We start from the raw sequence: 23,709 nt of genomic DNA, 5'->3' as shown, positions 1-23,709 counted from the left end.
TTAATATTCCCAGGTATCGGGATCGACACCCATTTCCCGCATAATCGCTTTGGCTTCCTCCGGGATCTCGTCGTTGCGCTCTTTACGCAGATCGACGTCGTCCGGCAGAGGCTGGCCGGTAAAGGCGTGCAAAAACGCTTCACACAGCAGCTCGCTGTTGGTGGCGTGACGCAGGTTATTGACCTGACGGCGGGTACGCTCGTCGGTCAGGATTTTCAGAACTTTTAACGGAATGGATACCGTGATTTTTTTGACCTGCTCGCTCTTTTTACCATGCTCAGCGTAAGGACTGATATATTCGCCGTTCCATTCAGCCATGGGGTACCTTAATCATCATAAATAGTTAACTGTGCCGAAATTCGGCTAATTATGCCCGAAAAGGGAGTGCATCACCGCCACTTTTTGTGGGGTGGAAAAAGGTAATATTACCGGTTCCGGGCGCATTGCTCAATCTATACGCAAAGACATTTAGAAGTCCAGATGTATTGACGTCTATCGTTACCCTGTTATGCTGATGGCTATCCTTTTTTCTCCTGCAGGAATTTATGCACCATGACGCGCAAACAGGCAACCATCGCAGTACGTAGCGGCTTGAACGATGATGAACAGTATGGCTGTGTTGTCCCGCCGATTCACCTCTCCAGCACCTATAACTTCACCGATTTTAACGAGCCGCGCGCCCATGACTATTCTCGTCGCGGCAATCCGACTCGTGATGTGGTGCAGCGCGCGCTGGCCGAGCTGGAAGGCGGCGCCGGCGCGGTAATGACCAACACCGGTATGTCGGCTATTCACCTGGTTTGCACCGTTTTTCTTAAGCCGGGCGATCTGCTGGTGGCGCCGCACGACTGCTATGGCGGCAGCTATCGCCTGTTCGACAGCTTAAGCAAGCGCGGCGCTTACCGCGTGAAGTTTGTCGATCAGGGTGACGAAGCAGCGCTGCACGCGGCGCTGGCGGAAAAACCGAAGCTGGTGCTGGTGGAAAGCCCAAGCAATCCGCTGCTGCGCGTGGTGGATATCGAGGCTATCTGTAAGGCGGCGAAAGCGGTGGGCGCGGTGAGCGTGGTTGATAACACCTTCCTTAGCCCGGCGTTGCAGAATCCGCTGGCGCTGGGCGCCGATCTGGTGATTCATTCCTGCACGAAATATTTGAACGGCCACTCCGATGTGGTGGCTGGCGCGGTCATCGCCAAAGATCCTGAGCTGGTGAAAGAGCTGGCCTGGTGGGCTAACAATATCGGCGTGACCGGCGCGGCCTTCGACAGCTATCTGCTGCTGCGCGGTCTGCGCACGCTGGCGCCGCGTATGGCCGCCGCACAGCGCAACGCGCAGGCTTTGGTAGACTATCTGAAGCAGCAGCCGCTGGTGAAAAAGCTCTATCATCCTTCGCTGCCGGAAAACGCGGGCCACCAGATCGCCGCGCGCCAGCAAAAAGGCTTCGGCGCGATGCTCAGCTTTGAGCTGGATGGCGACGAACAGACGCTGCGTCGTTTCCTGAAGGCGCTGGAGCTTTTCACCCTGGCCGAATCGCTGGGCGGCGTGGAAAGTCTGATTTCCCATACGGCTACCATGACCCATGCGGGCATGTCGGCGGAAGCGCGCGCCGCGGCGGGCATTTCGGAAACGCTGCTGCGCGTCTCCGTAGGGATTGAAGATCACGAAGATTTAATCGCCGATCTGGATAATGCGTTCCGGATAGCGGCTAAGAGGTAAGCATGAGTCATTCAGCGGTGGCAGCAGGCGCGCGTCAGCTGCATAAATTCGGCGGCAGCAGCCTTGCCGACGCCAAATGTTATCTGCGGGTAGCAAGCATCATGGCGGAATACAGCCGTGCTGGCGACGTGATGGTGGTTTCCGCAGCGGGCAGCACCACCAACCAGCTGATTAGCTGGCTGAAGCTGAGCCAGAGCGACCGCCTGTCGGCGCATCAGGTGCAGCAGGCGCTGCGTCGTTACCAGAGCGATTTAATCAGCAGTCTGCTGCCGCCACAGATCGCCGACGGGTTGATTAGCGAGTTTATCCGCGATCTGGAAAAGCTGGCCGCTCTGCTGGACGGTAAAATAACCGACGCGGCCTACGCGGAAGTGGTCGGACACGGTGAAATCTGGTCGGCGCGGCTGATGGCGGCCGTGCTGCGGCAGCAGGATATGGCGGCGAGCTGGCTGGATGCGCGAGACTTTCTGCGCGCCGAGCGCGCCGCGCAGCCGCAGGTCGACGAAGGAAAATCCTGGCCGCTGCTGCAACAGCTGATTGCCCAACATCCGGGCGAACGCCTGGTCGTCACCGGTTTTATCAGCCGCAACGACGCGGGCGAAACCGTGCTGCTGGGCCGCAACGGCAGCGACTATTCTGCCACGCAGATTGGTGCGCTGGCCGGCGCGGCGCGCGTCACTATCTGGAGCGACGTGGCCGGTGTCTACAGCGCCGATCCGCGTAAGGTGAAAGACGCCTGCCTGCTGCCTTTGCTGCGTCTGGACGAAGCCAGCGAGCTGGCGCGTCTGGCCGCGCCGGTACTGCATACCCGCACGCTGCAGCCCGTTTCCGGCAGCGACATCGATCTGCAGCTGCGCTGTAGCTACCAGCCGGAGCAAGGCTCGACGCGCATTGAGCGCGTGCTGGCATCCGGTACGGGCGCGCGTATCGTTACCAGCCACGACGACGTCTGTCTGATTGAGTTTCAGGTGCCGACGCAGCACGACTTCGCCACGACGCATAAAGAGATCGATCGGCTGTTGCAGCGCGAGCAGCTTCGTCCGCTGGCGACCGGCGCGCATCCGGATCGTCACCTTTTACAGCTTTGCTATACCTCGGAAGTGGTGAACAGCGCGCTGTCGCTGCTACAGGACGCGGGCATTCCGGGCCGCCTGCAGCTGCGCGAAGGCATGGCGCTGGTGGCGATGGTTGGCGCGGGCGTCTGCCGCAATCCGCTGCACAGCCATCGTTTCTGGCAGCAGCTGAAGGATCAGCCGGTCGAGTTTATCTGGCAGTCGGAAGAGGGCATCAGCCTGGTAGCCGTGCTGCGCGTTGGGCCGACTGAGCATCTGATCCGCGGCCTGCATCAGTCGCTGTTCCGCGCGGAAAAGCAGATTGGCCTGATGCTGTTCGGTAAAGGCAATATCGGTTCGCGCTGGCTGGAGCTGTTCGCCCGCGAGCAGGAGACGCTGTCGGCGCGTACCGGCTTTGAATATCTGCTGGCTGGCGTGGTGGACAGTCGCCGCAGTCTGCTGAGCTATGAAGGCCTGGACGCCAGCCGCGCGCTCGCTTTCTTTGAGGATGAAGCGGTGACGCTGGATGAGGAGTCGCTGTTTCTGTGGATGCGCGCGCATCCGTTTGACGATCTGGTGGTGTTGGACGTGACGGCCAGCGAACAGCTGGCGGAGCAGTACCTGGATTTCGCCAGCCACGGCTTCCACGTCATCGGCGCGAATAAGGTGGCCGGCGCCTCCAGCAGCGACCGCTATCGCCAAATCCGCGACGCCTTCGCGAAAACGGGGCGTCACTGGCTTTACAACGCTACCGTCGGCGCCGGTCTGCCGGTCAACCATACGGTGCGTGACCTGCGCGAAAGCGGCGACAGTATTATTGCTATCAGCGGCATCTTCTCCGGCACGCTCTCCTGGCTGTTTTTGCAGTATGACGGCACGGTACCGTTCACCGAGCTGGTGGATCAGGCCTGGCAGCAGGGTTTGACCGAACCAGATCCGCGCGTCGATCTTTCCGGCCAGGATGTGATGCGCAAGCTGGTGATTCTGGCGCGCGAGGCGGGCTACGATATCGAACCGGATCAGGTTCGCGTCGAGTCGCTGGTGCCAAAAAGCTGCGAAGGCGAATCGGTCGATCACTTCTTTGAAAACGGCGAGGCGCTGAACGAGCAGATGCAGCAGCGCTTCGAGGCGGCGCAGGAAATGGGGCTGGTGCTGCGCTACGTGGCGCGCTTCGACGCCAACGGCAAGGCGCGCGTCGGCGTGGAAGCGGTCAGGAACGATCATCCGCTGGCCTCGCTGCTGCCTTGCGATAACGTGTTCGCCATCGAAAGCCGTTGGTATCGCGATAACCCGCTGGTTATCCGCGGGCCTGGCGCGGGACGCGACGTTACCGCCGGCGCGATTCAGTCCGATATCAACCGGCTGGCTCAGCTGCTGTAGCTGATCTGAGCCAAAGCGCGACACGGGTTTCGTTCGCGCTTTGGCTCAACCCTTCTTTTCGGGCCATCTTTTGCCGCCCATTGATTTTTATCACTTCTTTTTTCTGTATGAATTTTCCTCAATGTCGTTGAGAAATTATCACGCCTCTGCACCATTTATCTGTTGACGAAAAACGCTGAATCCGTCACTTTGAATGTCTGGACGTCTAAACGTATAGAAGTTCATTGAAGGCCGTTTAATTCAGCGATCGATGAGGTAAGCCATGAGTTTTTTCCACGCCAACCAGCGCGAAGCGCTGAACCAGAGTCTGGCCGAACTGAATGGACAAATTAACGTCTCGTTCGAGTTTTTTCCGCCGCGCACCAGCGAGATGGAACAGACGCTGTGGAACTCAATCGATCGTCTCAGCAGCCTGAAGCCAAAATTCGTTTCGGTTACCTACGGCGCCAACTCCGGCGAACGCGACCGCACCCACAGCATTATTAAAGGCATCAAGGACCGCACCGGACTGGAAGCCGCGCCGCATTTGACCTGCGTGGACGCGACCCGTAGCGAACTGCGCGCCATCGCGCAGGATTACTGGAACAACGGTATCCGCCATATTGTGGCGCTGCGCGGCGATCTGCCGCCGGACAGCGGCAGACCAGAGATGTATGCAGCGGATCTGGTGGCGCTGCTGAAAGAAGTCGGCGATTTTGATATCTCTGTAGCGGCCTATCCGGAAGTGCATCCCGAAGCGAAAAGCGCGCAGGCGGATTTAATCAATCTGAAACGCAAGGTCGACGCGGGCGCGAACCGCGCCATTACGCAATTTTTCTTCGACGTGGAAAGCTACCTGCGTTTCCGCGACCGCTGCGTCATCGCCGGGATAGATGTGGAAATCGTGCCCGGCATCCTGCCGGTTTCCAACTTTAAGCAACTACAGCGCTTTGCGGCGATGACCAACGTGCGCGTGCCGGGCTGGATGACCAGCATGTTTCAGGGCCTGGACGACGATCCGGAAACCCGCAAAATGGTCGGCGCCAACGTGGCGATGGATATGGTAAAAATCCTCAGCCGCGAGGGCGTAAAGGATTTCCACTTCTATACGCTGAACCGCGCGGAGATGAGCTACGCCATCTGCCATACGCTGGGCGTGCGCCCGGCGGTTGCGGTGAATGCGGCCTGAAAGCGTTGGTCGTTTACGGCGGCGTTCAGGCAAGACCTTCAGCTTGCTGCGGTGAATCAGACGTGGCAAATTAAGGAACAGGCCGTTTCGTTTACGCGAGACGGCATTTTTTTATGATAAACAATTTCCAGGGCAGGAAATTCCCGGCATGGCTTTAGAGAGTGTTATTAAAGAAATTAAAAGAATTGGCTTCAAAGATGGTTTAGTAGCGATATTTTTAATCGTTGCAACGTTTGCAGTGATGACTTTTTGGTCAGAACTTTCGCGAGATATTTACCTTGCTGATGCCATGGATTCCTTTCGGATGGGAGCTATCGTCGGTCTGAGCAGCGCCGCGATTATTACCCTATTAGCCGTTCTTTTTTTTCCTCACCGCCTGACGCTGCGACAGTTGCCTAAACTTTTTGGCAGTACCGCTTTTCTTATCGGCATTTTATCAATCCAGCTGCCTTCCGCGCTGGTACGTTATCTTCCTCACGAACGTATTCAGTACCTTACCGAGTACGATATCTCCTTCCCCGGCCCCAGTCGCGGAAAGTCGGGTCATTGTGAAATGGGACTATGGCTTAAGGATCGCCATCTTAACCGCTGGATTCAGTTTTGCAGCAGCCGTGCCTGGCTAAAAGCGAATTGTGAAAGAGGAAAGGATCGCATTGAAGTGGTTGAAGACGTCAACAGGTATGGCGTGAAAATCGTTAACTACTGGTGCGCCTGGTCGCCGATTAAAAAATAGCGGCGTTTCTGCCTGGCCGACAGAAACGCCTGGTAAAGTTAGCCCGTATTACGCATCCCTGCCGCCACGCCGGCGATGGTCACCATCAGCGCCTGCTCGACGCGCGGATCCGGCTCTTCGCCGTTGGCTTCCTGTAAGCGCGAGCGATGCAGCAGCTCCGCCTGCAGCACGTTTAACGGATCGGTATAGACGTTACGCAGCGCGATCGATTCCGCTATCCACGGCTGATCGGCCATCAGGTGAGCGTCGTTGGCGATGGTCAACACGGCTTTAATGTCGGAATCCAGCTGGTCGCGCAGCTGTTTGCCCAGCGGCCATAGCGAGCGCTCCACCAGCCGCTGATCGTAATACTCCGCCAGCCACAGGTCGGCCTTGGCAAACACCATCTCCAGCATACCCAGGCGAGTCGAGAAGAACGGCCAGTTGCGGCACATCGCCTCCAGCTGATCCTGATGGCCTGCCTGCATCGCTTTCTGCAGCGCCGCGCCTGCGCCCAGCCAGGCCGGCAGCATTAAGCGGTTTTGCGTCCAGGCGAAGATCCAGGGAATAGCGCGCAGCGATTCGACGCCGCCGCTGGCGCGACGCTTGGCCGGACGCGAACCCAGCGGCAGCTTGCCTAGCTCCTGTTCCGGCGTGGCCGAGCGGAAATAGGGCACGAAATCGGCGTTTTCGCGCACGTAGCCGCGATACATCGCACAGGAATCAGCAGAAAGCTGATCCATGATGCCGCACCAGGCGGCTTCCGGCTCCGGCGGCGGCAGCAGGTTGGCTTCCAGAATAGCGCTGGTGTAGAGCGTCAGGCTGCTGATGGTCACTTCCGGCAGGCCATATTTAAAGCGGATCATCTCGCCCTGTTCGGTGACGCGCAGGCCGCCTTTCAGGCTGCCCGGCGGCTGCGATAGCAGCGCCGCGTGAGCGGGCGCGCCGCCACGGCCGATGGTGCCGCCGCGTCCGTGGAACAGCGTCAGCGCGATGCCCGCTTTCTCACAGGTTTTGATCAGCGAGTCCTGCGCCTGGTACTGCGCCCAGCTGGCGGCCATGACGCCCGCGTCTTTCGCCGAGTCGGAGTAGCCAATCATCACCATCTGCTTGCCCTGGATAAAGCCGCGATACCAGCCAATATCCAGCAGCTGGCGCATGACGTCATTGGCGTTGTTCAGGTCGTCGAGCGTTTCAAACAGTGGCGCTACCGGCATGGCGAAAGGGATGCCCGCTTCTTTCAGCAGCAGATGTACCGCCAGCACGTCGGAAGGGGTTTTCGCCATCGAGATAACGTAAGCGGCGATGGAACCCTGCGGCGCTTCCGCCGCCACGCGGCAGGTATCCAGCACCTCTTGCGTTTCAGCGCCTGGCTGCCACTGGCGCGGCAGCAGCGGGCGCTTGGAGGTCAGCTCGCTGATCAGGAACGCCTGCTTGTCAGCTTCCGACCAGCTGGCGTAATCGCCCAGGCCGAGGTAGCGGGTAATCTCCGCGATGGCGTCGGTATGGCGCGTGCTCTCCTGACGCAGATCGATACGCACCAGCGGCACGCCAAAGCACTTCACGCGGCGCAGCGTGTCCAGCAGCTGACCGTTGGCGATAATGCCCATGCCGCAGGCCTGCAGCGACTGATAGCAGGCGTAGAGCGGCTCCCACAGCTGATCGTTGGAAATCAGCAGGTTGGCCGGGCGCGATGGACGCTCGCCTTTCAGGCGACGCTCCAGATAAGCCTGGGTGGCCAGCAGCTGCGCCCGCAGGTTTTTCATAATTTCACGGTACGGTTCCAGCGCTTCCGGATTGCCGCAAAGCTCGCGCACTTCCGGCGTACACTCCGACATCGACAGCTCGGAAACCAGCACGGCGATATCGCGCAGGAAAAGATCGGTCGCTTTCCAGCGGCTTAGCTGCAGCACATGACGCGTGATTTTCGCCGTGACGTTCGGGTTGCCGTCGCGGTCGCCGCCCATCCATGAGGTGAATTTGACCGGCACGAAATCCACCGGCAGCTTCACGCCGAACGACGCTTCCACCTGCTCGTACAGCTCACGCAGAAAGGCCGGAACGCCTTCCCACAGGCTGTTCTCCACCACGGCGAAACCCCATTTGGCTTCGTCGACCGGCGTTGGGCGATATTTGCGGATTTCGTCGGTGTGCCAGGCCTGCGCCACCAGCTGGCGCAAACGGCGCATAATCTGCGATCGGTCGTAGTCGGAAAGATCGTTGTGATCGAGCTGCTTCAGGCAGTTGTTCACTTCGATCAGTTTGTGGATCAGGGTACGGCGGGTGATTTCCGTTGGGTGCGCGGTCAATACCAGCTCCAGGGAGAGCGATTCGATCGCCTCGCGGATTTTGGCTTCGGTCAGGTTGGGCTGCTGCTTCAGGCGTTCGAAGGTTTTCGTCAGCAGTTCCTGATGGTTGGCGCCTTCGCCTTTGGGTGAAATCGTATGGTACTGCTCGGCGACGTTGGTCAGATTAAGAAACTGGCTGAAGGCGCGCGCCACCGGCAGCAGCTCGTCGTTGGAGAGATTTTGCAGCGTGGAGAGCAGCTCTTGACGGTGAACGTCATTTCCCGCGCGGGATGACTTGGAAAGCTTACGGATGGTTTCCACCCGATCCAGGATGTTTTCGCCAAGCGCATCCTTAATCGTATCCCCGAGTAGTTTGCCGAGCATACTGACATTACTTCGCATTGCGGAATATTGTTCGTTCATATGACCCCTGACCGTTATTTTTATCACTCTCTACCGTCGCCGGTATAACATTGCCTTTTATCTAGCCACGTTCCCTGCCATCCGTCAATTGACTTAAACGCGCGCGAATCTGTTGCTAACTAGCGGGAATTTATGAAATTTAACAGAGCTACAGCGAGATAAGTTATTCTTATCGGGAAATGGGTGATAAAGCCGGGGCAAAAGGCTGTTTAAGCCGCCAAATACCCCGATTTTCACTTAGTGGTAGCAAAAATGCTGCACGACCTGGGTAATCAGTTCGCGAGTAGGTTTAATAAATGCGGTGTCGATATATTCATCCGGCTGGTGCGCCTGGTTAATTGAGCCTGGCCCTAACACCAGCGTCGGACACAGCTGCTGGATAAACGGCGCCTCGGTGCAGTAATTCACAATGCTGGTTTCCGTACCCAGCAGCTTCTCCACCACTTTTACCAGGCGATGATCGGCCGGACATTCGTAGCCCGGAATGGGCGGATGCAGCTGGCTGACATTGACGCGGCCTGGCCAGCGCTCGCTGACCGGCGCCAGCGCCTCGTTGATCAACCCTTCCAGCTCGTTCAGCGTCAGGCCGGGCAGCGGCCGTAAATCCATATGCAGTTCACAGCAGGCGCAGATGCGGTTCGCCGCGTCGCCGCCGCTGATATGGCCGAAGTTCATTGTGGGATAAGGAATGGCGAAACCGTCGTGATGATAGCGTTCCTTCAGCGTGTTGCGCAGGCCCATCAGCTGAGTGATCGACTCATGCATCAGTTCGATGGCGTTGACGCCGCGCGAAGGATCGCTGGAGTGGCCCGACTGACCTTCGATACGGATCGCGTTCGACATATGGCCTTTGTGCGCGCGCACCGGCTGCAGCGAAGTCGGTTCACCGATGATGGCGCAGTCGGGCCGTACGGTGGCGTTTTCAGAGAAATATTTTGCGCCCGCCATGGTGGTTTCCTCATCGGCGGTCGCCAGCACGTAGAGCGGTTTGCTCAGCTTCGTCACGTCCACATCGCGCAGCGCGTCCAGAATAAAAGCGAAGAAACCTTTCATATCAGCCGTGCCCAGGCCATAGAGCTTGTTGTCGTGCTCGGTCAGGGTAAAAGGATCGCGCGTCCAGCGGCCGTCGTCGAACGGCACGGTATCGCTATGGCCGGCCAGCAGCAGGCCGCCCGCGCCGCTGCCGCTGCGCGCCAGCATATTGAATTTGTGCCGCGTGCCGGGAACCGGCTGCACTTCCACCGCAAAGCCCAGGTCGCGAAACCAGCCTGCCAGCAAACTGATTAAAGCTTCATTACTCTGATCCATCGCGCTGTCGGTGGCGCTGATGGACGGCGTGGCGATCAACTCACGGTAAAGCTCGATAAAAGGCGGTAATTTTGTCTTCACTGTTGACAGTCCTTGCGTTAGGATAGTATCAATATTCATGCACTAATAGTGAATAAAAATACATTAATGGCGTGGGGAAGGAAACCAAATTTCCTGCTTGTCCGGCGCCAGCCGCGTGGGGAAACGGCCCGGAGCCGTTACCCGAAACCAGAGACCGTTATAAGGTGTCCGATGTTAAATACGCTGATTGTTGGTGCCAGTGGCTACGCTGGCGTAGAGCTTGCGACTTACCTGAATCGTCACCCTCAGGTGAACATAACCGCTTTGGCGGTATCAGCGCAAAGCCCTGACGCAGGAAAATTGCTTTCCGATCTGCATCCGCAGCTGAAAGGAATCCTGGATATGCCGCTGCAGCCGCTGACGAGCGCGGCGGAGTTTGCGGATAAAGTCGACGTGGTATTTCTGGCGACGGCGCACGAAGTGAGCCACGATCTGGCGCCGGAGTTTCTGGCGGCGGGCTGCGTGGTGTTCGATCTCTCGGCGGCGTTCCGCGTCAATGAAGAGAGCTTCTTCACCGACTACTACGGTTTCCCGCATCAGCATAAAGAGTGGCTGGCGAAAGCGGTCTACGGCCTGGCCGAATGGCAGCAGAGCAAGCTGAAGGAAGCGCAGCTGATTGCGGTGCCGGGCTGCTATCCAACCGCTGCGCAGCTGGCGCTGAAGCCGCTGATTGAGGCGAATCTGCTGAACGACGCGCAGTGGCCGGTAATCAACGCCACCAGCGGCGTCAGCGGCGCGGGACGCAAAGCTTCCGTGACCACCAGCTTCTGCGAGGTCAGCCTGCAGCCTTACGGCATTTTCACCCATCGTCATCAGCCGGAAATCGCCGCGCATCTTGGCGTGCCGGTGATTTTCACTCCGCATCTGGGCAACTTCCCGCGCGGCATTCTGGCAACCACCACCTGTCGGCTGAAGGCGGGCGTAACGCGTGATGATGTGGCCGAAGCTTTTCACAACGCCTATCACGATAAGCCGCTGGTGCGCGTCTATGATAAAGGCGTGCCGTCGATCAAAGGCGTGGTTGGCCTGCCGTTCTGCGACATTGGCTTCGCCGTGCAGGGCGAGCACGCGATTATCGTGTCGGCGGAAGATAACCTGCTGAAAGGCGCATCGTCGCAGGCGGTGCAGTGTATGAATATTCGTTTCGGTTTCCCGGAAACGCAGTCGCTTATTTAATCAGTGAGAAAGCCATGACCAACCCTCTAATTATCAAACTCGGCGGCGTACTGCTGGACAGCGAAGAGGCGCTGGCGCGTCTGTTCGACGCGCTGGTAGCGTACCGTGAAAGCCATCAGCGTCCACTGCTGATTGTCCACGGCGGCGGCTGCCTGGTGGACGAACTGATGAAGAAGCTGGCGCTGCCGGTGAAAAAGAAAAACGGCCTGCGCGTTACGCCAGCCGATCAGATTGACATTATTACCGGCGCGCTGGCGGGCACCGCCAATAAAACGCTGCTGGCCTGGTCGAAAAAGCACGGCATCGATGCGGTAGGACTTTGCCTGGGCGACGGCGGCAGCGTCGACGTGGCGGCTTTCGACGAAGAGCTGGGCCACGTTGGCCAGGCAACGCCGGGCAATCCAAAACTGATTAACACGCTGCTGGCTTCAGGCTATTTGCCGGTGGTTAGCTCTATCGGCATCACCGACGACGGCAAGCTGATGAACGTCAACGCCGATCAGGCCGCCACTGCGCTGGCCTCGACGCTGGGCGCTGACCTGGTGCTGCTCTCCGACGTCAGCGGCATTCTGGACGGCAAAGGGCAGCGCATTGAAGAGATGACCGCCGCGCTGGCGGAACAGCTGATCGCTCAGGGCATTATCACCGACGGCATGATTGTGAAAGTGAACGCCGCGCTGGACGCCGCACGCACGCTGGGTCGCCCGGTCGATATCGCCAGCTGGCGCCATGCCGAGCAGCTGCCAACCCTATTTAACGGCGTGTCCATCGGCACCCGAATTCTCGCTTAACAGGTTCAAGGAAAAGACAATGCAAGATAAAAGCATCAAAAAAATCGTTCTGGCTTACTCCGGCGGTCTGGATACTTCCGCGATTATTCCGTGGCTGAAAGAGAACTACGGCGGCTGTGAAGTGGTCGCTTTCGTGGCCGATATTGGCCAGGAGCGTGGCGATCTGGAAGGCGTTGAGCAGAAAGCGCTGCAGTCCGGCGCTTCCGAATGCCACGTGGTCGACCTGCGTGAAGAGTTTATCAGCGACTACGTTTATCCGGTGCTGCAAACGGGCGCGCTGTATGAAGGCACCTATCTGCTGGGCACCTCAATGGCTCGTCCGATTATCGCTAAGGCGCAGGTTGAGCTGGCGCTGAAAGTAGGCGCGGACGCGCTGTGCCACGGCGCAACCGGCAAGGGCAACGATCAGGTGCGTTTTGAAACCACCTATACCGCGCTGGCGCCGCAGCTGAAAGTGGTTGCGCCGTGGCGTGAGTGGAACCTGCGTTCCCGTGAAGCGCTGCTGGACTACCTGAAAGAGCGCAATATTCCGACCACCGCGTCGCTGGAAAAAATCTACAGCCGTGATGAAAACGCGTGGCACATCTCTACCGAAGGCGGCGTGCTGGAAAGCCCGTGGAACGCGCCGAACAAAGATTGCTGGGTCTGGACGGTGGATCCGCTGGAAGCGCCGGATCAGCCTGAGCAGGTGACGGTGAAAGTGGAAAAAGGCCGCGTGGTTGCCGTCAACGGCGAAGCGCTAAGCCCGTACGGCTGCCTGGAAAAACTCAATGCTATCGGCGCGAAACATGGCGTGGGCCGTATCGATATCGTGGAAAACCGTCTGGTCGGCATCAAATCCCGCGGCTGCTACGAAACCCCTGGCGGCACCATTATGGTCAACGCGCTGCGCGCGGTTGAACAGCTGGTGCTGGACCGCGACAGCTTTAAATGGCGCGAGCAGCTGGGCCATGAAATGTCCTATGTGGTTTACGACGGCCGCTGGTTCGCGCCGCTGCGTAAATCTATCCAGGCCGCTGCCGAATCGCTGGCGGAAGAGGTTAACGGCGAAGTGGTGCTGCAGCTCTACAAAGGCCAGGTGACCGCGATTCAGAAGAAATCGGCCAACAGCCTCTACTCCGAAGAGTTCGCTACCTTCGGCGAAGACGAAGTTTACGACCACAGCCATGCGGGCGGCTTTATCCGTCTGTTCTCGCTTTCTTCACGCATCCGCGCGCTGAACGAGAAAAAACAGAAGTAATAACACCAGGGCGTCACGGACGACGCCCCTAAACAGGCTAAAAGGATTTCTCAGGCGGCGTTTCTCCGCCTCAATACTCAACGAATTTAATGGAGCACTGACATGGCACTTTGGGGTGGACGGTTTACTCAGGCAGCAGATCAACGTTTCAAACAGTTTAATGACTCGCTGCGCTTCGACTATCGTCTGGCAGAGCAGGACATCGTCGGGTCCGTAGCCTGGTCCAAAGCGCTGGTCACGGTCAATGTTCTGACGGCGGAAGAGCAGCAGCAGCTTGAAGGCGCGCTGAACGTGCTGCTGGAAGAAGTCCGCGCCAATCCGGAGCAGATTCTGGAAAGCGACGCGGAAGATATTCATAGCTATATCGAAGGCCGCCTGATTGAAAAAGTCGGCGCGCTGGGCAAAAAACTGCATACCGGCCGCAGCCGTAACGATCAGGTTGCTACCGATCTTAAACTCTGGTGCAAAGCGCAGGTCAGCGAACTGCTGATCGCCACGCGTCAGTTACAGCAGGCGCTGGTGGCTACAGCCGAGGCGAACCAGGATGCGGTTATGCCCGGCTATACGCATCTGCAACGCGCGCAGCCGGTGACGTTCGCGCACTGGTGCCTGGCCTATGTCGAAATGCTGGCGCGTGATGAAAGCCGTCTGCAGGATACGCTGAAGCGTCTGGACGTCAGCCCACTGGGCTGCGGCGCGCTGGCCGGCACGGCTTATGAGATCGATCGCGAGCAGCTGGCCGGCTGGTTGGGCTTCGCTTCCGCTACCCGCAACAGTCTGGATACCGTTTCCGACCGCGATCACGTGCTGGAGCTGCTTTCCGACGCCTCTATCGGCATGGTGCATCTTTCCCGCTTCGCCGAAGACCTGATCTTCTTCAACACCGGCGAATCCGGTTTTGTCGAGCTCTCTGATAAGGTGACTTCCGGCTCGTCGCTGATGCCGCAGAAGAAAAACCCGGACGCGCTGGAGCTGATCCGCGGTAAATGTGGTCGCGTGCAGGGCGCGCTGACCGGCATGATGATGACGCTGAAAGGCCTGCCGCTGGCCTATAACAAAGATATGCAGGAAGACAAAGAAGGGCTGTTCGACGCACTGGATACCTGGTCCGACTGTCTGCATATGGCCGCACTGGTGCTGGACGGCATTCAGGTGAAGCGTCCGCGCTGTCAGGAAGCGGCGGAGCAGGGCTACGCCAACGCCACCGAGCTGGCGGACTATCTGGTCGCCAAAGGCGTGCCGTTCCGTGAAGCGCATCATATCGTTGGCGAAGTCGTCGTGGCCGCTATTGGCAAAGGCGTGGCGCTGGAAGCGCTGAAGCTGGAAGAGCTGCAGCAATACAGCCAGGTGATTGGCGAAGACGTCTGGCCAATCCTGTCGCTGCAGTCCTGCCTGGACAAGCGTAACGCCAAAGGCGGCGTGTCGCCTCATCAGGTGTCGCTCGCTATTACCGATGCGAAAAAGCGGCTGGCATAAACGAAAAAAGGCGGGCATCAGGCCCGCCAAATCAGTTTCGACTTATATTATTAATTTTAGGCACATAAGAAGGCGGGCGCAGGCTCGCCTTCTCAATTCGTTATGCTAAAAAGAACTGCTCCAGGTCGTCGCTGCCGCCGATATGGCGTCCGCCGATAAAGACCTGAGGCACGGTCGCGCGGCCGGTTACGGCACGCAGGCTCACGGAAGTCGCATCCTGTCCCAGCACGATCTCTTCATACTGAATACCGCGATCCAGCAGCATCTGCTTGGCTTTGGCGCAGAACGGGCAGCCCGGTTTGGTAAACAGCGATACCGATTCCTGCACCTTAAATTCCGGCGCCAGGTAGCGCAGCATGGTGTCAGCGTCGGAGACTTCGAACGGGTCGCCCGGCTTGTTCGGCTCAACAAACATCTTCTCTACCACGCCGTTGCGTACCAGCATGGAGTAACGCCATGAACGAGGCCCGAAGCCCAGATCCGCTTTCTCTACCAGCATTTCCATGCCGCGGGTAAAGTCGCCGTTGCCGTCCGGAATAAAAGTGATGTTTTTGGCGTGCTGATCGGCTTTCCACGCATTCATTACGAAGGTGTCGTTAACCGATACGCACAGAATATTGTCCACGCCATGTTTTTTGAAAACGTCTGCCAGCTCGTTGTAGCGCGGCAGATGGCTGGAAGAGCAGGTTGGCGTAAACGCGCCTGGCAAAGAGAACACGATAACAGTTTTGTCTTTAAACAGCTCATCAGTTGTGACGTCTACCCAGCTGTCGCCCTGACGCGTGTGGAAAGTGACCTGTGGGACTGACTTACCTTCCTGACTTGCAAACATAAACTACCTCTTGATTAGGGTGACTCATCTCTCGAACGGGAGACATTATTATCATTCGTGCTTGATAGGGATAATCGTTGATTGCTATTCTATCTATCGCCACGAACTATCGTGGTTCGGAGGAAAAGCATGAATATTCGCGATCTTGAGTATCTGGTAGCCCTGGCGGAACACCGCCATTTTCGGCGTGCGGCAGATGCCTGCCACGTCAGCCAACCCACGCTCAGCGGACAGATCCGCAAGCTGGAAGATGAACTGGGCGTCATGCTGCTGGAAAGAACCAGCCGCAAGGTGCTGTTTACTCAGGCCGGCCTGCTGCTGGTGGACCAGGCGCGCACCGTACTGCGCGAGGTCAAAGTCCTGAAAGAGATGGCCAGCCAGCAGGGTGAGGCGATGTCCGGGCCGCTGCATATCGGGCTGATCCCGACGGTTGGCCCCTATCTGCTGCCGCAGATTATCCCGACGCTGCATCAAACCTTTCCCAAGCTGGAGATGTATCTGCACGAGGCGCAGACGCAGCAGCTGCTGGCGCAGCTGGACAGCGGCAAGCTCGACTGCGCTATCCTGGCCCTGGTGAAAGAGTCGGAAGCCTTTATCGAAGTCCCGCTGTTCGACGAGCCGATGAAGCTGGCGATCTATCAGGATCACCCGTGGAAAGATCGCGATCGCGTGCCGATGTCCGATCTTTCAGGCGAGAAACTGCTGATGCTGGAAGATGGTCACTGCCTGCGCGATCAGGCGATGGGTTTCTGTTTTCAGGCGGGCGCCGACGAGGATACGCACTTCCGCGCCACCAGTCTTGAGACGCTGCGCAATATGGTGGCGGCCGGCAGCGGCATTACGCTGCTACCAGCGCTGGCGGTACCGAAAGAGCGCGTACGCGACGGCGTTTGCTATCTGCCTTGCTACAAGCCGGAGCCGCAGCGCACCATCGCGCTGGTTTACCGGCCTGGCTCGCCGCTGCGCGGCCGCTATGAGCAGCTGGCAGAGGCGATCCGCACCCATATGCAGGGCTACATGAACAGCGCGTTAAAACAGGCGGTTTAAGCCGTTCAGCGCGGCCACGCGATAGGCTTCGGCCATGGTCGGATAGTTAAAGGTGGTATTCACGAAGTACTCGATCGTGTTGCCGCCGTTTTTCTGTTCCATGATGGCCTGGCCGATATGAATAATTTCGGCGGCGCGCTCGCCAAAGCAGTGGATCCCCAGAATCTCTTTGGTGTCGCGATGGAAAAGGATCTTCAGGCTGCCGACATTCATCCCCACAATCTGCGCACGCGCCAGATGTTTAAACTGCGCGCGGCCCACTTCATACGGCACTTTCATCGCCGTCAGCTGCTGTTCCGTTTTGCCAACCGAGCTGATTTCCGGAATGGTGTAGATACCGGTTGGGATATCCTCGATCAGATGCGCGTTCGCTTCGCCTTTCATCAACGCCTGAGCGGCGATACGGCCCTGATCGTAAGCGGCGGAAGCCAGGCTTGGATAGCCGATCACATCGCCAACGGCATAAATATGCGGCTGAGCGGTCTGATACATGCTGTTGACCTTCAGCAGGCCGCGACCGTCCGCTTCCAGACCGACGTTTTCCAGGCCTAACGCATCGGTGTTGCCGGTACGGCCGTTGGCGTACAGCAGACAGTCGGCTTTCACCTTCTTGCCGGACTTCAGGTGCATAATCACGCCGTCGCTCACGCCTTCAATCTTCTCGAACTCTTCGTTGTGGCGAATCACTACGCCGCTGTTCCAGAAGTGATAGGAGAGCGAGTCGGAAATCTCCTGATCGAGAAACGCCAGCAGATGATCGCGCGTGTTGATTAAATCGACTTTGACGTTCAGTCCGCGGAAGATCGACGCATATTCGCAGCCGATAACCCCGGCGCCGTAAATAATAACGTGGCCCGGCTCATGGTGCAGATTCAGGATGGAATCGCTGTCGTAAATGCGCGGATGGGTAAAGTCCACATCGGCGGGATGATAAGGGCGCGAGCCGCAGGCGATAACAAACTTCTCTGCGGTTAAACGTTCGACGCTGCCGTCGTGGCTTTCGATCTCGATAGTGTTGGCGTCGACAAAGCGCGCGTCGCCCTGAAACAGTTCACAGCGATTGCGCTCGTAAAACCCCTGGCGCATCCGCGTCTGCTGGCTGATGACGTTTTCCGTATGGTTAAGGATGTCGGCAAATGAAGATCGCAGAAGACGGGTATGGTCGCTATAGAGCGGATTCTGGTTGAATTCGATAATACGGCTGACGGCGTGGCGTAGCGCTTTCGAAGGGATAGTTCCCCAATGTGTACAACCGCCGCCGATATTGTGATAGCGCTCGATCACCGCGATGCGCGCGCCCTGTTTGACCAGGCCCATCGCTGCGCCTTCGCCGCCAGGACCGGAGCCAATCACTATGGCGTCGTAATCATAAGACTGTTGCATACCGATACGTCCTATATTCTTATACAAATTTTCAACGTTATTCTAACATCTCGTAAGCGGGTTCCCAATTTTAACCGAACGATTTGCCATTTATTGACAAAGCGACAGGTTAACAGGCGTACACAAAGTTGCTGCCGCTGTACGCTGAAAATTTGGTATAGTGCAAATCTGGCAGGCAAAACAGGCACAAACAATGGGCGTCAGAGCGCAGCAAAAAGAACGAACGCGACGTTCGCTGATTGAGGCGGCGTTTAGTCAACTCAGCGCCGAACGGAGTTTTGCCAGCCTGAGCCTGCGGGAAGTCGCCAGGGAAGCGGGCATCGCGCCAACCTCCTTCTATCGCCATTTCCGTGACGTAGACGAGCTCGGGCTAACCATGGTGGACGAAAGCGGCCTGATGCTGCGTCAGCTAATGCGCCAGGCGCGTCAGCGCATCGCTAAAGGCGGCAGCGTGATCCGCACTTCGGTGTCCACCTTTATGGAATTCATCGGCAATAATCCCAATGCTTTTCGCTTGCTTCTGCGCGAGCGTTCCGGCACCTCCGCCGCGTTTCGCGCTGCGGTAGCCCGGGAAATCCAACATTTTATCGCCGAACTGGCGGACTATCTTGAGATTGAGAACCGTATGCCGCGCAGCTTTACCGAAGCGCAGGCGGAGGCGATGGTGATTATTGTTTTTAACGCCGGTGCTGAGGCGCTGGATATCGACGCGCTACAGCGGCGCCAGCTGGAAGAGCGGCTGGTGCTGCAGTTACGGATGATCTCCAAAGGCGCTTACTACTGGTATCGACGTGAACAGGAGAGGCTGGCGGTGACGCTGGACTCCCATGATTAGGAGAGTGAGATGAGTTTAGCGACTGGCCGGGACAAGGGCACGCTGCTACTGGCCTTTCTGACCGGATTATCCATTAACGGCTCGTTGTCGGTGCTGTTCAGCTCGATCGTGCCTTTTTCCGTTTTCCCGCTTATCGCGCTGGGCCTTTCCGCCTGGTGCCTGCATCAACGCTACCTTAACCGTGCGATGCCAGACGGCATGCCTTCTGTCGCCGCCGCGTTTTTCCTGCTCGGCATTCTGGTCTATAGCGCTATTGTGCGCGCGGAATATCCCGATCTCGGCTCGAACTTCGTGCAGACTATCCTGATGGTGGCGCTGGTGTTCTGGATCGGCCTGAAGCTGCGCGCGCGAAAAGATAGCTAGGAAGAAGAGCGATGGTTTGCCATCGCTCTTCTTATATTAGCGCCGCGTCAGCAGTACGCCGCACTCCATATGATGGGTATAGGGGAACTGGTCGAACAGCGCCAGCCGCTCGACATCATGCGTGGCGGAAAGCGTTGCCAGGTTGTCGCACAGCGTTTCTGGATTGCAGGAGATATAAAGGATGCGCGGATAAGCCTGCACCATTTTCACCGTTTCGCTATCCAGCCCGCTGCGCGGCGGATCGACAAAAATCGTCTCGCACTCATAGCTGCTCAGATCGATGCCTTCCAGCCGGTTGAACTGGCGCGTGCCGTTCATCGCCTGCGTAAACTCTTCCGCCGCCATGCGGATAATCTGCACGTTATCAATATTGTTAACGGCGATATTGTACTGAGCGGAAGCGACCGATGGCTTGGCGATCTCTGTCGCCAGCACGCGCCGGAAGTTGCGCGCTAAGGCCAAAGAGAAATTGCCGTTGCCGCAGTAGAGCTCCAGCAGATCGCCGCTGGCGTTTTGCGTCACGTCCAGCGCCCACTCCAGCATTTTAATATTCATCGCCGCGTTCGGCTGGGTAAAGCTGTTCTCTACCTGACGGTAAATAATCTCTTTGCCCGCTACAGTTAAGCGCTCGTCGACATAATCACGATCCAGACAGATTTTGGTTTTGGTGGCGCGGCCGATTAAATGCAGATCGAAGCCTTCCGCGCGCAATTCGTCACGCAGTGCTGTCGCAGCCTGCTGCCACTCTTCCGTCAGCGCGCGATGATAAAGCAGGGAAACGACGATCTGGTTGCTCAGGGTAGAGAGATAGTCGATCTGGAACAGCTTATGACGTAGCGCCGGCTTGTCGCGCACGGCGTCCATTAGTCGCGGCATCAGCCGGTTAATCAGCTCGCTGGCGGCCGGAAAGCTGTCGACGCGGATGCGCTGGCGGGTCTGCTGGTCGAAGATAATATGATAAAGGTCGTCGCCGTCATGCCAGATCCGGAACTCAGCGCGCATACGGTAGTGGCTGACTGGCGAACGAAAGACTTCGACGTCCTTAGCGGTAAAAGGCACCATCAGCGTTTGCAGACGGGCTACTTTCTCTTCCAGTTGGGCATCGTAGTGTTCGATCGGCAGCTGTTCGGGCGTCATAACGTTTCCTGGGTTAAGGGGCTTTAAAGCTCTGCGATTGTAGGCATCCGCCGCGTAATGTCCAGCGCCCGCGTCTTTTAGCCTCGCAGACGTCTGGATTCCTCCGGTCGTTGAACATAAAATGCGATGCCGGTCTTTCAATAAGTTAAAAGGGAATCCAGTGCAAAGCTGGAGCTGACGCGCAGCGGTGTGGAATGTCGTCGTGGGTGGCAGACACTGTCTTTAGATGGGAAGTCTGCGCCGTTTTCATGATTCCGAGTCCGAAGACCTGCCGGTGATTACGTCGCAACTCTTACGAGCGCGCTCTTTCTCGTATGCCTGCGGCATCTGACTGATTTACCGGATGCTTTGACACCATGATAACTAAACCGAAGCTGTTGGCTTATAGCGCCACGGCACTTTCCCTCTGGGCGCAATATGGCTTTGCGCAGGAAGCCGAAACAACGCTGGTCACAACCGCAAACCGTTTTGCACAACCTGTTTCCTCTGTGCTGGCACCTACTACCGTGGTAACGCGTGAAGAGATCGACCGCTGGCAGGCGAAAAGCGTCGCTGACGTGATGCGTCGTCTGCCGGGCGTGGATATCGCGCAAAACGGCGGCCTGGGACAGCAAACCTCGCTGTTTATTCGCGGCACCAACTCCAGCCACGTGCTGGTGCTGGTGGATGGTATTCGCCTGAACCAGGCTGGGATCGGCGGTTCATCCGATCTCAGCCAGATCCCTGTTTCTCTGGTGCAGCGCATTGAATATGTGCGCGGCGCGCGCTCCGCCGTCTACGGTTCCGACGCGATCGGCGGCGTGGTCAACATTATCACCGGGCGTGAAAGACCGGGCACTACCTTAACTGCCGGTGTCGGCTCAAACGGCTATCAGGCTTATGACGGCTCAACGCAGCAGATGCTGGGCGACAATACGCGCGTAACGCTGGCGGGCAACTACACCTACACCAAAGGGTATGATGTAGTGGCCAACTATCCGGATGCGTTGGGCAACGAGCGCCAGAAAGACCGCGATGGCTTTATGAGCAAAACGCTCTATGGCTCGATAGAACAGCAAATCAATGATGAATTCAGCGGCTTCCTGCGCGGCTACGGCTATGACAACCGCACGGCCTATGATGGCTACTCAACCTACGTTAAGCCAGACACCTATGTAGATACGCGTCAGCTTTACAGCCAGACGTGGGATGGCGGATTGCGTTTCAACAACGGCATCTACTCTTCCCAGCTTGTCGCCAGCTACAGCCATTCAAAGGATTACAACTATAGCCCCGATCTCGGACGCTATGACAGCTCCGCTACTCTGGACGATTCGCAGCAGTACAATCTGCAATGGGGCAACAATATTGCGCTGGGCAACGGTAGCGTCAGCGGCGGCGTCGACTGGCAGAAGCAGTCTATCGAACCGGGAACAGCTTATATCGCTGAAAGCCGCGAAGTGAGAAACACCGGCATCTACGCAACCGCCCAGCAGGCCTTCGGTTCGCTAACGCTGGAAGGCGCCGTGCGCGGCGACGATCATTCCGAGTTCGGCTGGCATGAAACCTGGCAAACCAGCGGCGCCTGGGAATTCGCGCCGGGCTATCGCTTTATCGCCAGCTATGGCACTGCCTTTAAAGCGCCGACGCTGGGCCAGCTCTATGGTTCCTTTGGCGGCAACCGCGATCTCGATCCCGAGCAGAGTAAGCAGTGGGAAGGCGGCTTCGAAGGCCTTACTGGCCCGGTAACCTGGCACCTTTCTGGCTACCGTAACGATATCGATCATCTGATCGACTATAACAACGCGACCAGCAGTTATTACAACGTCAGCAAAGCGTCGATTAAAGGTGTAGAGGCGTCGGCCTCGTTTGATACCGGCCCGGTCAGCCATACGCTTTCTTACGACTATACAGACGCGCGTAACGGCGAAACCAACGAGATCCTGCTGCGTCGCGCTAAACAGCAGGTGAAATATCAGCTGGATTACGCGCTTTACGGCTTTGACTGGTCTGTAAGCTATTACTATCTGGGACAGCGCTACGATAAAGAGTATTCGCAGAACGCCAGCGGCAACCTTGTGAAGCTTGGCGGCGTGAGTTTATGGGATCTCGCGGTTTCGTATCCGGTCACATCCCGGATAACCGTTCGTGGTAGAATAGCCAACCTGTTTGATAAAGATTACGAGACAGTTTATGGCTATCAAACTCCAGGAAGGGAGTATTACCTCAGCGGCAGCTACACCTTCTAATCCGCGTCCCACCGTGCTGGTGTTTGATTCCGGCGTCGGTGGGCTTTCCGTTTATGATGAGATCCGGCAGCTGCTGCCGGATTTGCACTATATCTACGCCTTCGATAACGCCGCCTTTCCTTATGGTGAGAAAACTGAAGAGTTTATCGTCGGGCGCGTGCTTGAGATCGTTACCGCCGTTGCGCGCGCTTATCCGCTGGCGCTGGTGGTCATCGCCTGTAACTCTGCCAGCACCGTCACGCTTCCTTCTTTGCGCGAGCATTTCGATTTTCCCGTTGTAGGCGTCGTTCCCGCTATTAAACCCGCCGCACGTTTAACCCGTAATGGCGTCGTCGGCCTGTTAGCTACGCGGGGAACGGTAAAACGTCCTTATACCCATGAGCTGGTAAAGCGGTTCGCCGGCGAATGCAAAACGGAAATGCTGGGCTCGGCCGAGCTGGTGGAGCTGGCGGAGGCCAAGCTGCAGGGTAAAGAAGTACCGCTGGAAGAAGTGAAACGCATCCTGCAGCCCTGGCTACGTATGAAGGAACCGCCGGATACTGTCGTGCTGGGCTGCACGCACTTTCCATTATTAGCCGGAGAGCTGCAGCAGGTATTGCCTGAAGGGACGCGCTTGATCGATTCCGGCGCGGCTATCGCCCGTCGTACCGCCTGGCTGCTGGAAAATGAATCGCCAAAGATTCACTCTGAAGAAAGTAATCTGGCTTTTTGCCTGGCAATGACGGAGCAGGCCGTACAATTATTGCCCGTATTGCGCCGCTATGGCTTCGAAAAGCTGGAAAAACTGGCGCTTTAAGGTACTTTTGCGTAAAAAACCAGCGGTCGAAAAGTTTTTTGAAAATAGGGGTTGTCAGCCGCCGAGAACTCCCTATAATGCGCCTCCACTGACACGGAACAACGGCTTACGAGTCGCCGGGTTAGAAAGAGAAAAGTGAGAAATTCCTTGACTCTTCAGCGGGAAAGCGTAATATCTGCAGCCCGCGCCACACGAGATATGTGGCACCGCTCTTTAACAATTTATCAGACAATCTGTGTGGGCACTCGCAGGATTGATATCAAGCGTCTCCGGACGCAAA

Annotated in this window: 19 protein-coding genes and 1 riboswitch; of the genes, 13 read left to right on the top strand and 6 right to left on the bottom strand. The window is 57.5% G+C overall.

Annotation, left to right across the window (positions count from 1 at the left end; all coding sequences use genetic code 11):
* Entirely contained in the window at positions 1-318 is a 318-nt protein-coding gene (gene metJ / locus MKZ79_RS20165; RefSeq protein WP_052901694.1) for a met regulon transcriptional regulator MetJ, read from the bottom strand.
* A gap of 234 nt (positions 319-552) precedes the next feature.
* Here metJ and metB point away from each other — a divergent pair, with 234 nt between their 5' ends.
* From metB to MKZ79_RS20145, 4 genes are all read left to right on the top strand, one after another.
* Positions 553-1,713 (top strand): cystathionine gamma-synthase, encoded by a 1,161-nt coding sequence (gene metB / locus MKZ79_RS20160; protein ID WP_336144408.1) that lies wholly within the window; start codon positions 553-555, stop codon positions 1,711-1,713.
* Positions 1,714-1,715: 2 nt separating this feature from the next.
* Complete coding sequence (locus MKZ79_RS20155) at positions 1,716-4,145, top strand: bifunctional aspartate kinase/homoserine dehydrogenase II (RefSeq protein WP_336144407.1); 2,430 nt, start codon at positions 1,716-1,718, stop codon at positions 4,143-4,145.
* Between the two features lie 262 nt (positions 4,146-4,407).
* The gene (metF, locus tag MKZ79_RS20150; protein ID WP_336144406.1) at positions 4,408-5,313 is read left to right on the top strand and encodes a methylenetetrahydrofolate reductase; all 906 of its coding nucleotides are present in this window, start codon (positions 4,408-4,410) and stop codon (positions 5,311-5,313) included.
* A gap of 148 nt (positions 5,314-5,461) precedes the next feature.
* Positions 5,462-6,046, top strand: a complete 585-nt coding sequence (locus MKZ79_RS20145; protein WP_336144405.1) for a hypothetical protein — start codon at positions 5,462-5,464, stop codon at positions 6,044-6,046.
* 38 nt (positions 6,047-6,084) lie between these two features.
* Here the strand turns inward: MKZ79_RS20145 and ppc are convergent, their stop codons facing one another.
* Both ppc and argE read right to left on the bottom strand, forming a co-directional pair.
* Complete coding sequence (gene ppc / locus MKZ79_RS20140; RefSeq protein ID WP_336144404.1) at positions 6,085-8,736, bottom strand: phosphoenolpyruvate carboxylase; 2,652 nt, start codon at positions 8,734-8,736, stop codon at positions 6,085-6,087.
* 237 nt (positions 8,737-8,973) lie between these two features.
* Positions 8,974-10,125: an acetylornithine deacetylase gene (gene argE / locus MKZ79_RS20135; protein WP_336144403.1), complete on the bottom strand. Its 1,152-nt coding sequence runs from the start codon at positions 10,123-10,125 to the stop codon at positions 8,974-8,976.
* 171 nt (positions 10,126-10,296) lie between these two features.
* Here argE and argC point away from each other — a divergent pair, with 171 nt between their 5' ends.
* From argC to argH, 4 genes are all read left to right on the top strand, one after another.
* A complete protein-coding gene (gene argC / locus MKZ79_RS20130) occupies positions 10,297-11,301 on the top strand; it encodes an N-acetyl-gamma-glutamyl-phosphate reductase (protein WP_336144402.1) in 1,005 nt (334 codons plus the stop codon).
* Between the two features lie 14 nt (positions 11,302-11,315).
* Positions 11,316-12,092 (top strand): acetylglutamate kinase, encoded by a 777-nt coding sequence (argB, locus tag MKZ79_RS20125; protein WP_336144401.1) that lies wholly within the window; start codon positions 11,316-11,318, stop codon positions 12,090-12,092.
* Positions 12,093-12,111: 19 nt separating this feature from the next.
* A complete protein-coding gene (locus tag MKZ79_RS20120) occupies positions 12,112-13,332 on the top strand; it encodes an argininosuccinate synthase (protein ID WP_336144400.1) in 1,221 nt (406 codons plus the stop codon).
* Between the two features lie 102 nt (positions 13,333-13,434).
* Positions 13,435-14,808, top strand: coding sequence for an argininosuccinate lyase (gene argH, locus MKZ79_RS20115; RefSeq protein ID WP_336144399.1), 1,374 nt, complete (start codon positions 13,435-13,437; stop codon positions 14,806-14,808).
* Between the two features lie 100 nt (positions 14,809-14,908).
* Here argH and MKZ79_RS20110 read toward each other — a convergent pair whose 3' ends face one another.
* On the bottom strand, positions 14,909-15,640 hold the full coding sequence (locus MKZ79_RS20110; protein WP_336144398.1) for a glutathione peroxidase: 732 nt from the start codon (positions 15,638-15,640) through the stop codon (positions 14,909-14,911).
* Positions 15,641-15,769: 129 nt separating this feature from the next.
* On the opposite strand from MKZ79_RS20110, the gene oxyR reads away from it, so the two are divergent.
* Positions 15,770-16,687, top strand: coding sequence for a DNA-binding transcriptional regulator OxyR (gene oxyR / locus MKZ79_RS20105; RefSeq protein ID WP_336144397.1), 918 nt, complete (start codon positions 15,770-15,772; stop codon positions 16,685-16,687).
* Here the strand turns inward: oxyR and sthA are convergent.
* Positions 16,670-18,070, bottom strand: a complete 1,401-nt coding sequence (sthA, locus tag MKZ79_RS20100) for a Si-specific NAD(P)(+) transhydrogenase (RefSeq protein WP_336144396.1) — start codon at positions 18,068-18,070, stop codon at positions 16,670-16,672. The genes oxyR and sthA overlap by 18 nt on opposite strands.
* Before the next feature lie 193 nt (positions 18,071-18,263).
* On the opposite strand from sthA, the gene fabR reads away from it, so the two are divergent.
* Together fabR and MKZ79_RS20090 are read left to right on the top strand one after the other, a co-directional pair.
* Positions 18,264-18,905, top strand: coding sequence for an HTH-type transcriptional repressor FabR (fabR, locus tag MKZ79_RS20095; RefSeq protein ID WP_336144395.1), 642 nt, complete (start codon positions 18,264-18,266; stop codon positions 18,903-18,905).
* A gap of 9 nt (positions 18,906-18,914) precedes the next feature.
* Positions 18,915-19,268 carry a YijD family membrane protein gene (locus MKZ79_RS20090; RefSeq protein ID WP_336144394.1) on the top strand — a complete coding sequence of 118 codons (354 nt, stop codon included), beginning with the start codon at positions 18,915-18,917 and terminating at the stop codon, positions 19,266-19,268.
* A gap of 36 nt (positions 19,269-19,304) precedes the next feature.
* Here MKZ79_RS20090 and trmA read toward each other — a convergent pair whose 3' ends face one another.
* On the bottom strand, positions 19,305-20,405 hold the full coding sequence (trmA, locus tag MKZ79_RS20085; RefSeq protein WP_336144393.1) for a tRNA (uridine(54)-C5)-methyltransferase TrmA: 1,101 nt from the start codon (positions 20,403-20,405) through the stop codon (positions 19,305-19,307).
* 114 nt (positions 20,406-20,519) lie between these two features.
* Positions 20,520-20,695, top strand: a riboswitch (cobalamin riboswitch).
* 66 nt (positions 20,696-20,761) lie between these two features.
* On the opposite strand from trmA, the gene btuB reads away from it, so the two are divergent.
* Both btuB and murI read left to right on the top strand, forming a co-directional pair.
* The gene (gene btuB, locus MKZ79_RS20080) at positions 20,762-22,633 is read left to right on the top strand and encodes a TonB-dependent vitamin B12 receptor BtuB (RefSeq protein ID WP_336144392.1); all 1,872 of its coding nucleotides are present in this window, start codon (positions 20,762-20,764) and stop codon (positions 22,631-22,633) included.
* Entirely contained in the window at positions 22,578-23,429 is an 852-nt protein-coding gene (gene murI / locus MKZ79_RS20075; protein WP_336144391.1) for a glutamate racemase, read from the top strand. The genes btuB and murI overlap by 56 nt, the downstream gene beginning before the upstream one ends.
* Positions 23,430-23,709: the final 280 nt, after the last annotated feature.

It is taken from the genome of Erwinia sp. CGal63, assembly GCF_037026505.1.
In the GTDB taxonomy this organism is placed as follows: domain Bacteria; phylum Pseudomonadota; class Gammaproteobacteria; order Enterobacterales; family Enterobacteriaceae; genus Erwinia.
Note: the sequence above shows the minus strand (reverse complement) of the source record. Positions and strands in the feature narration are given on the sequence as shown.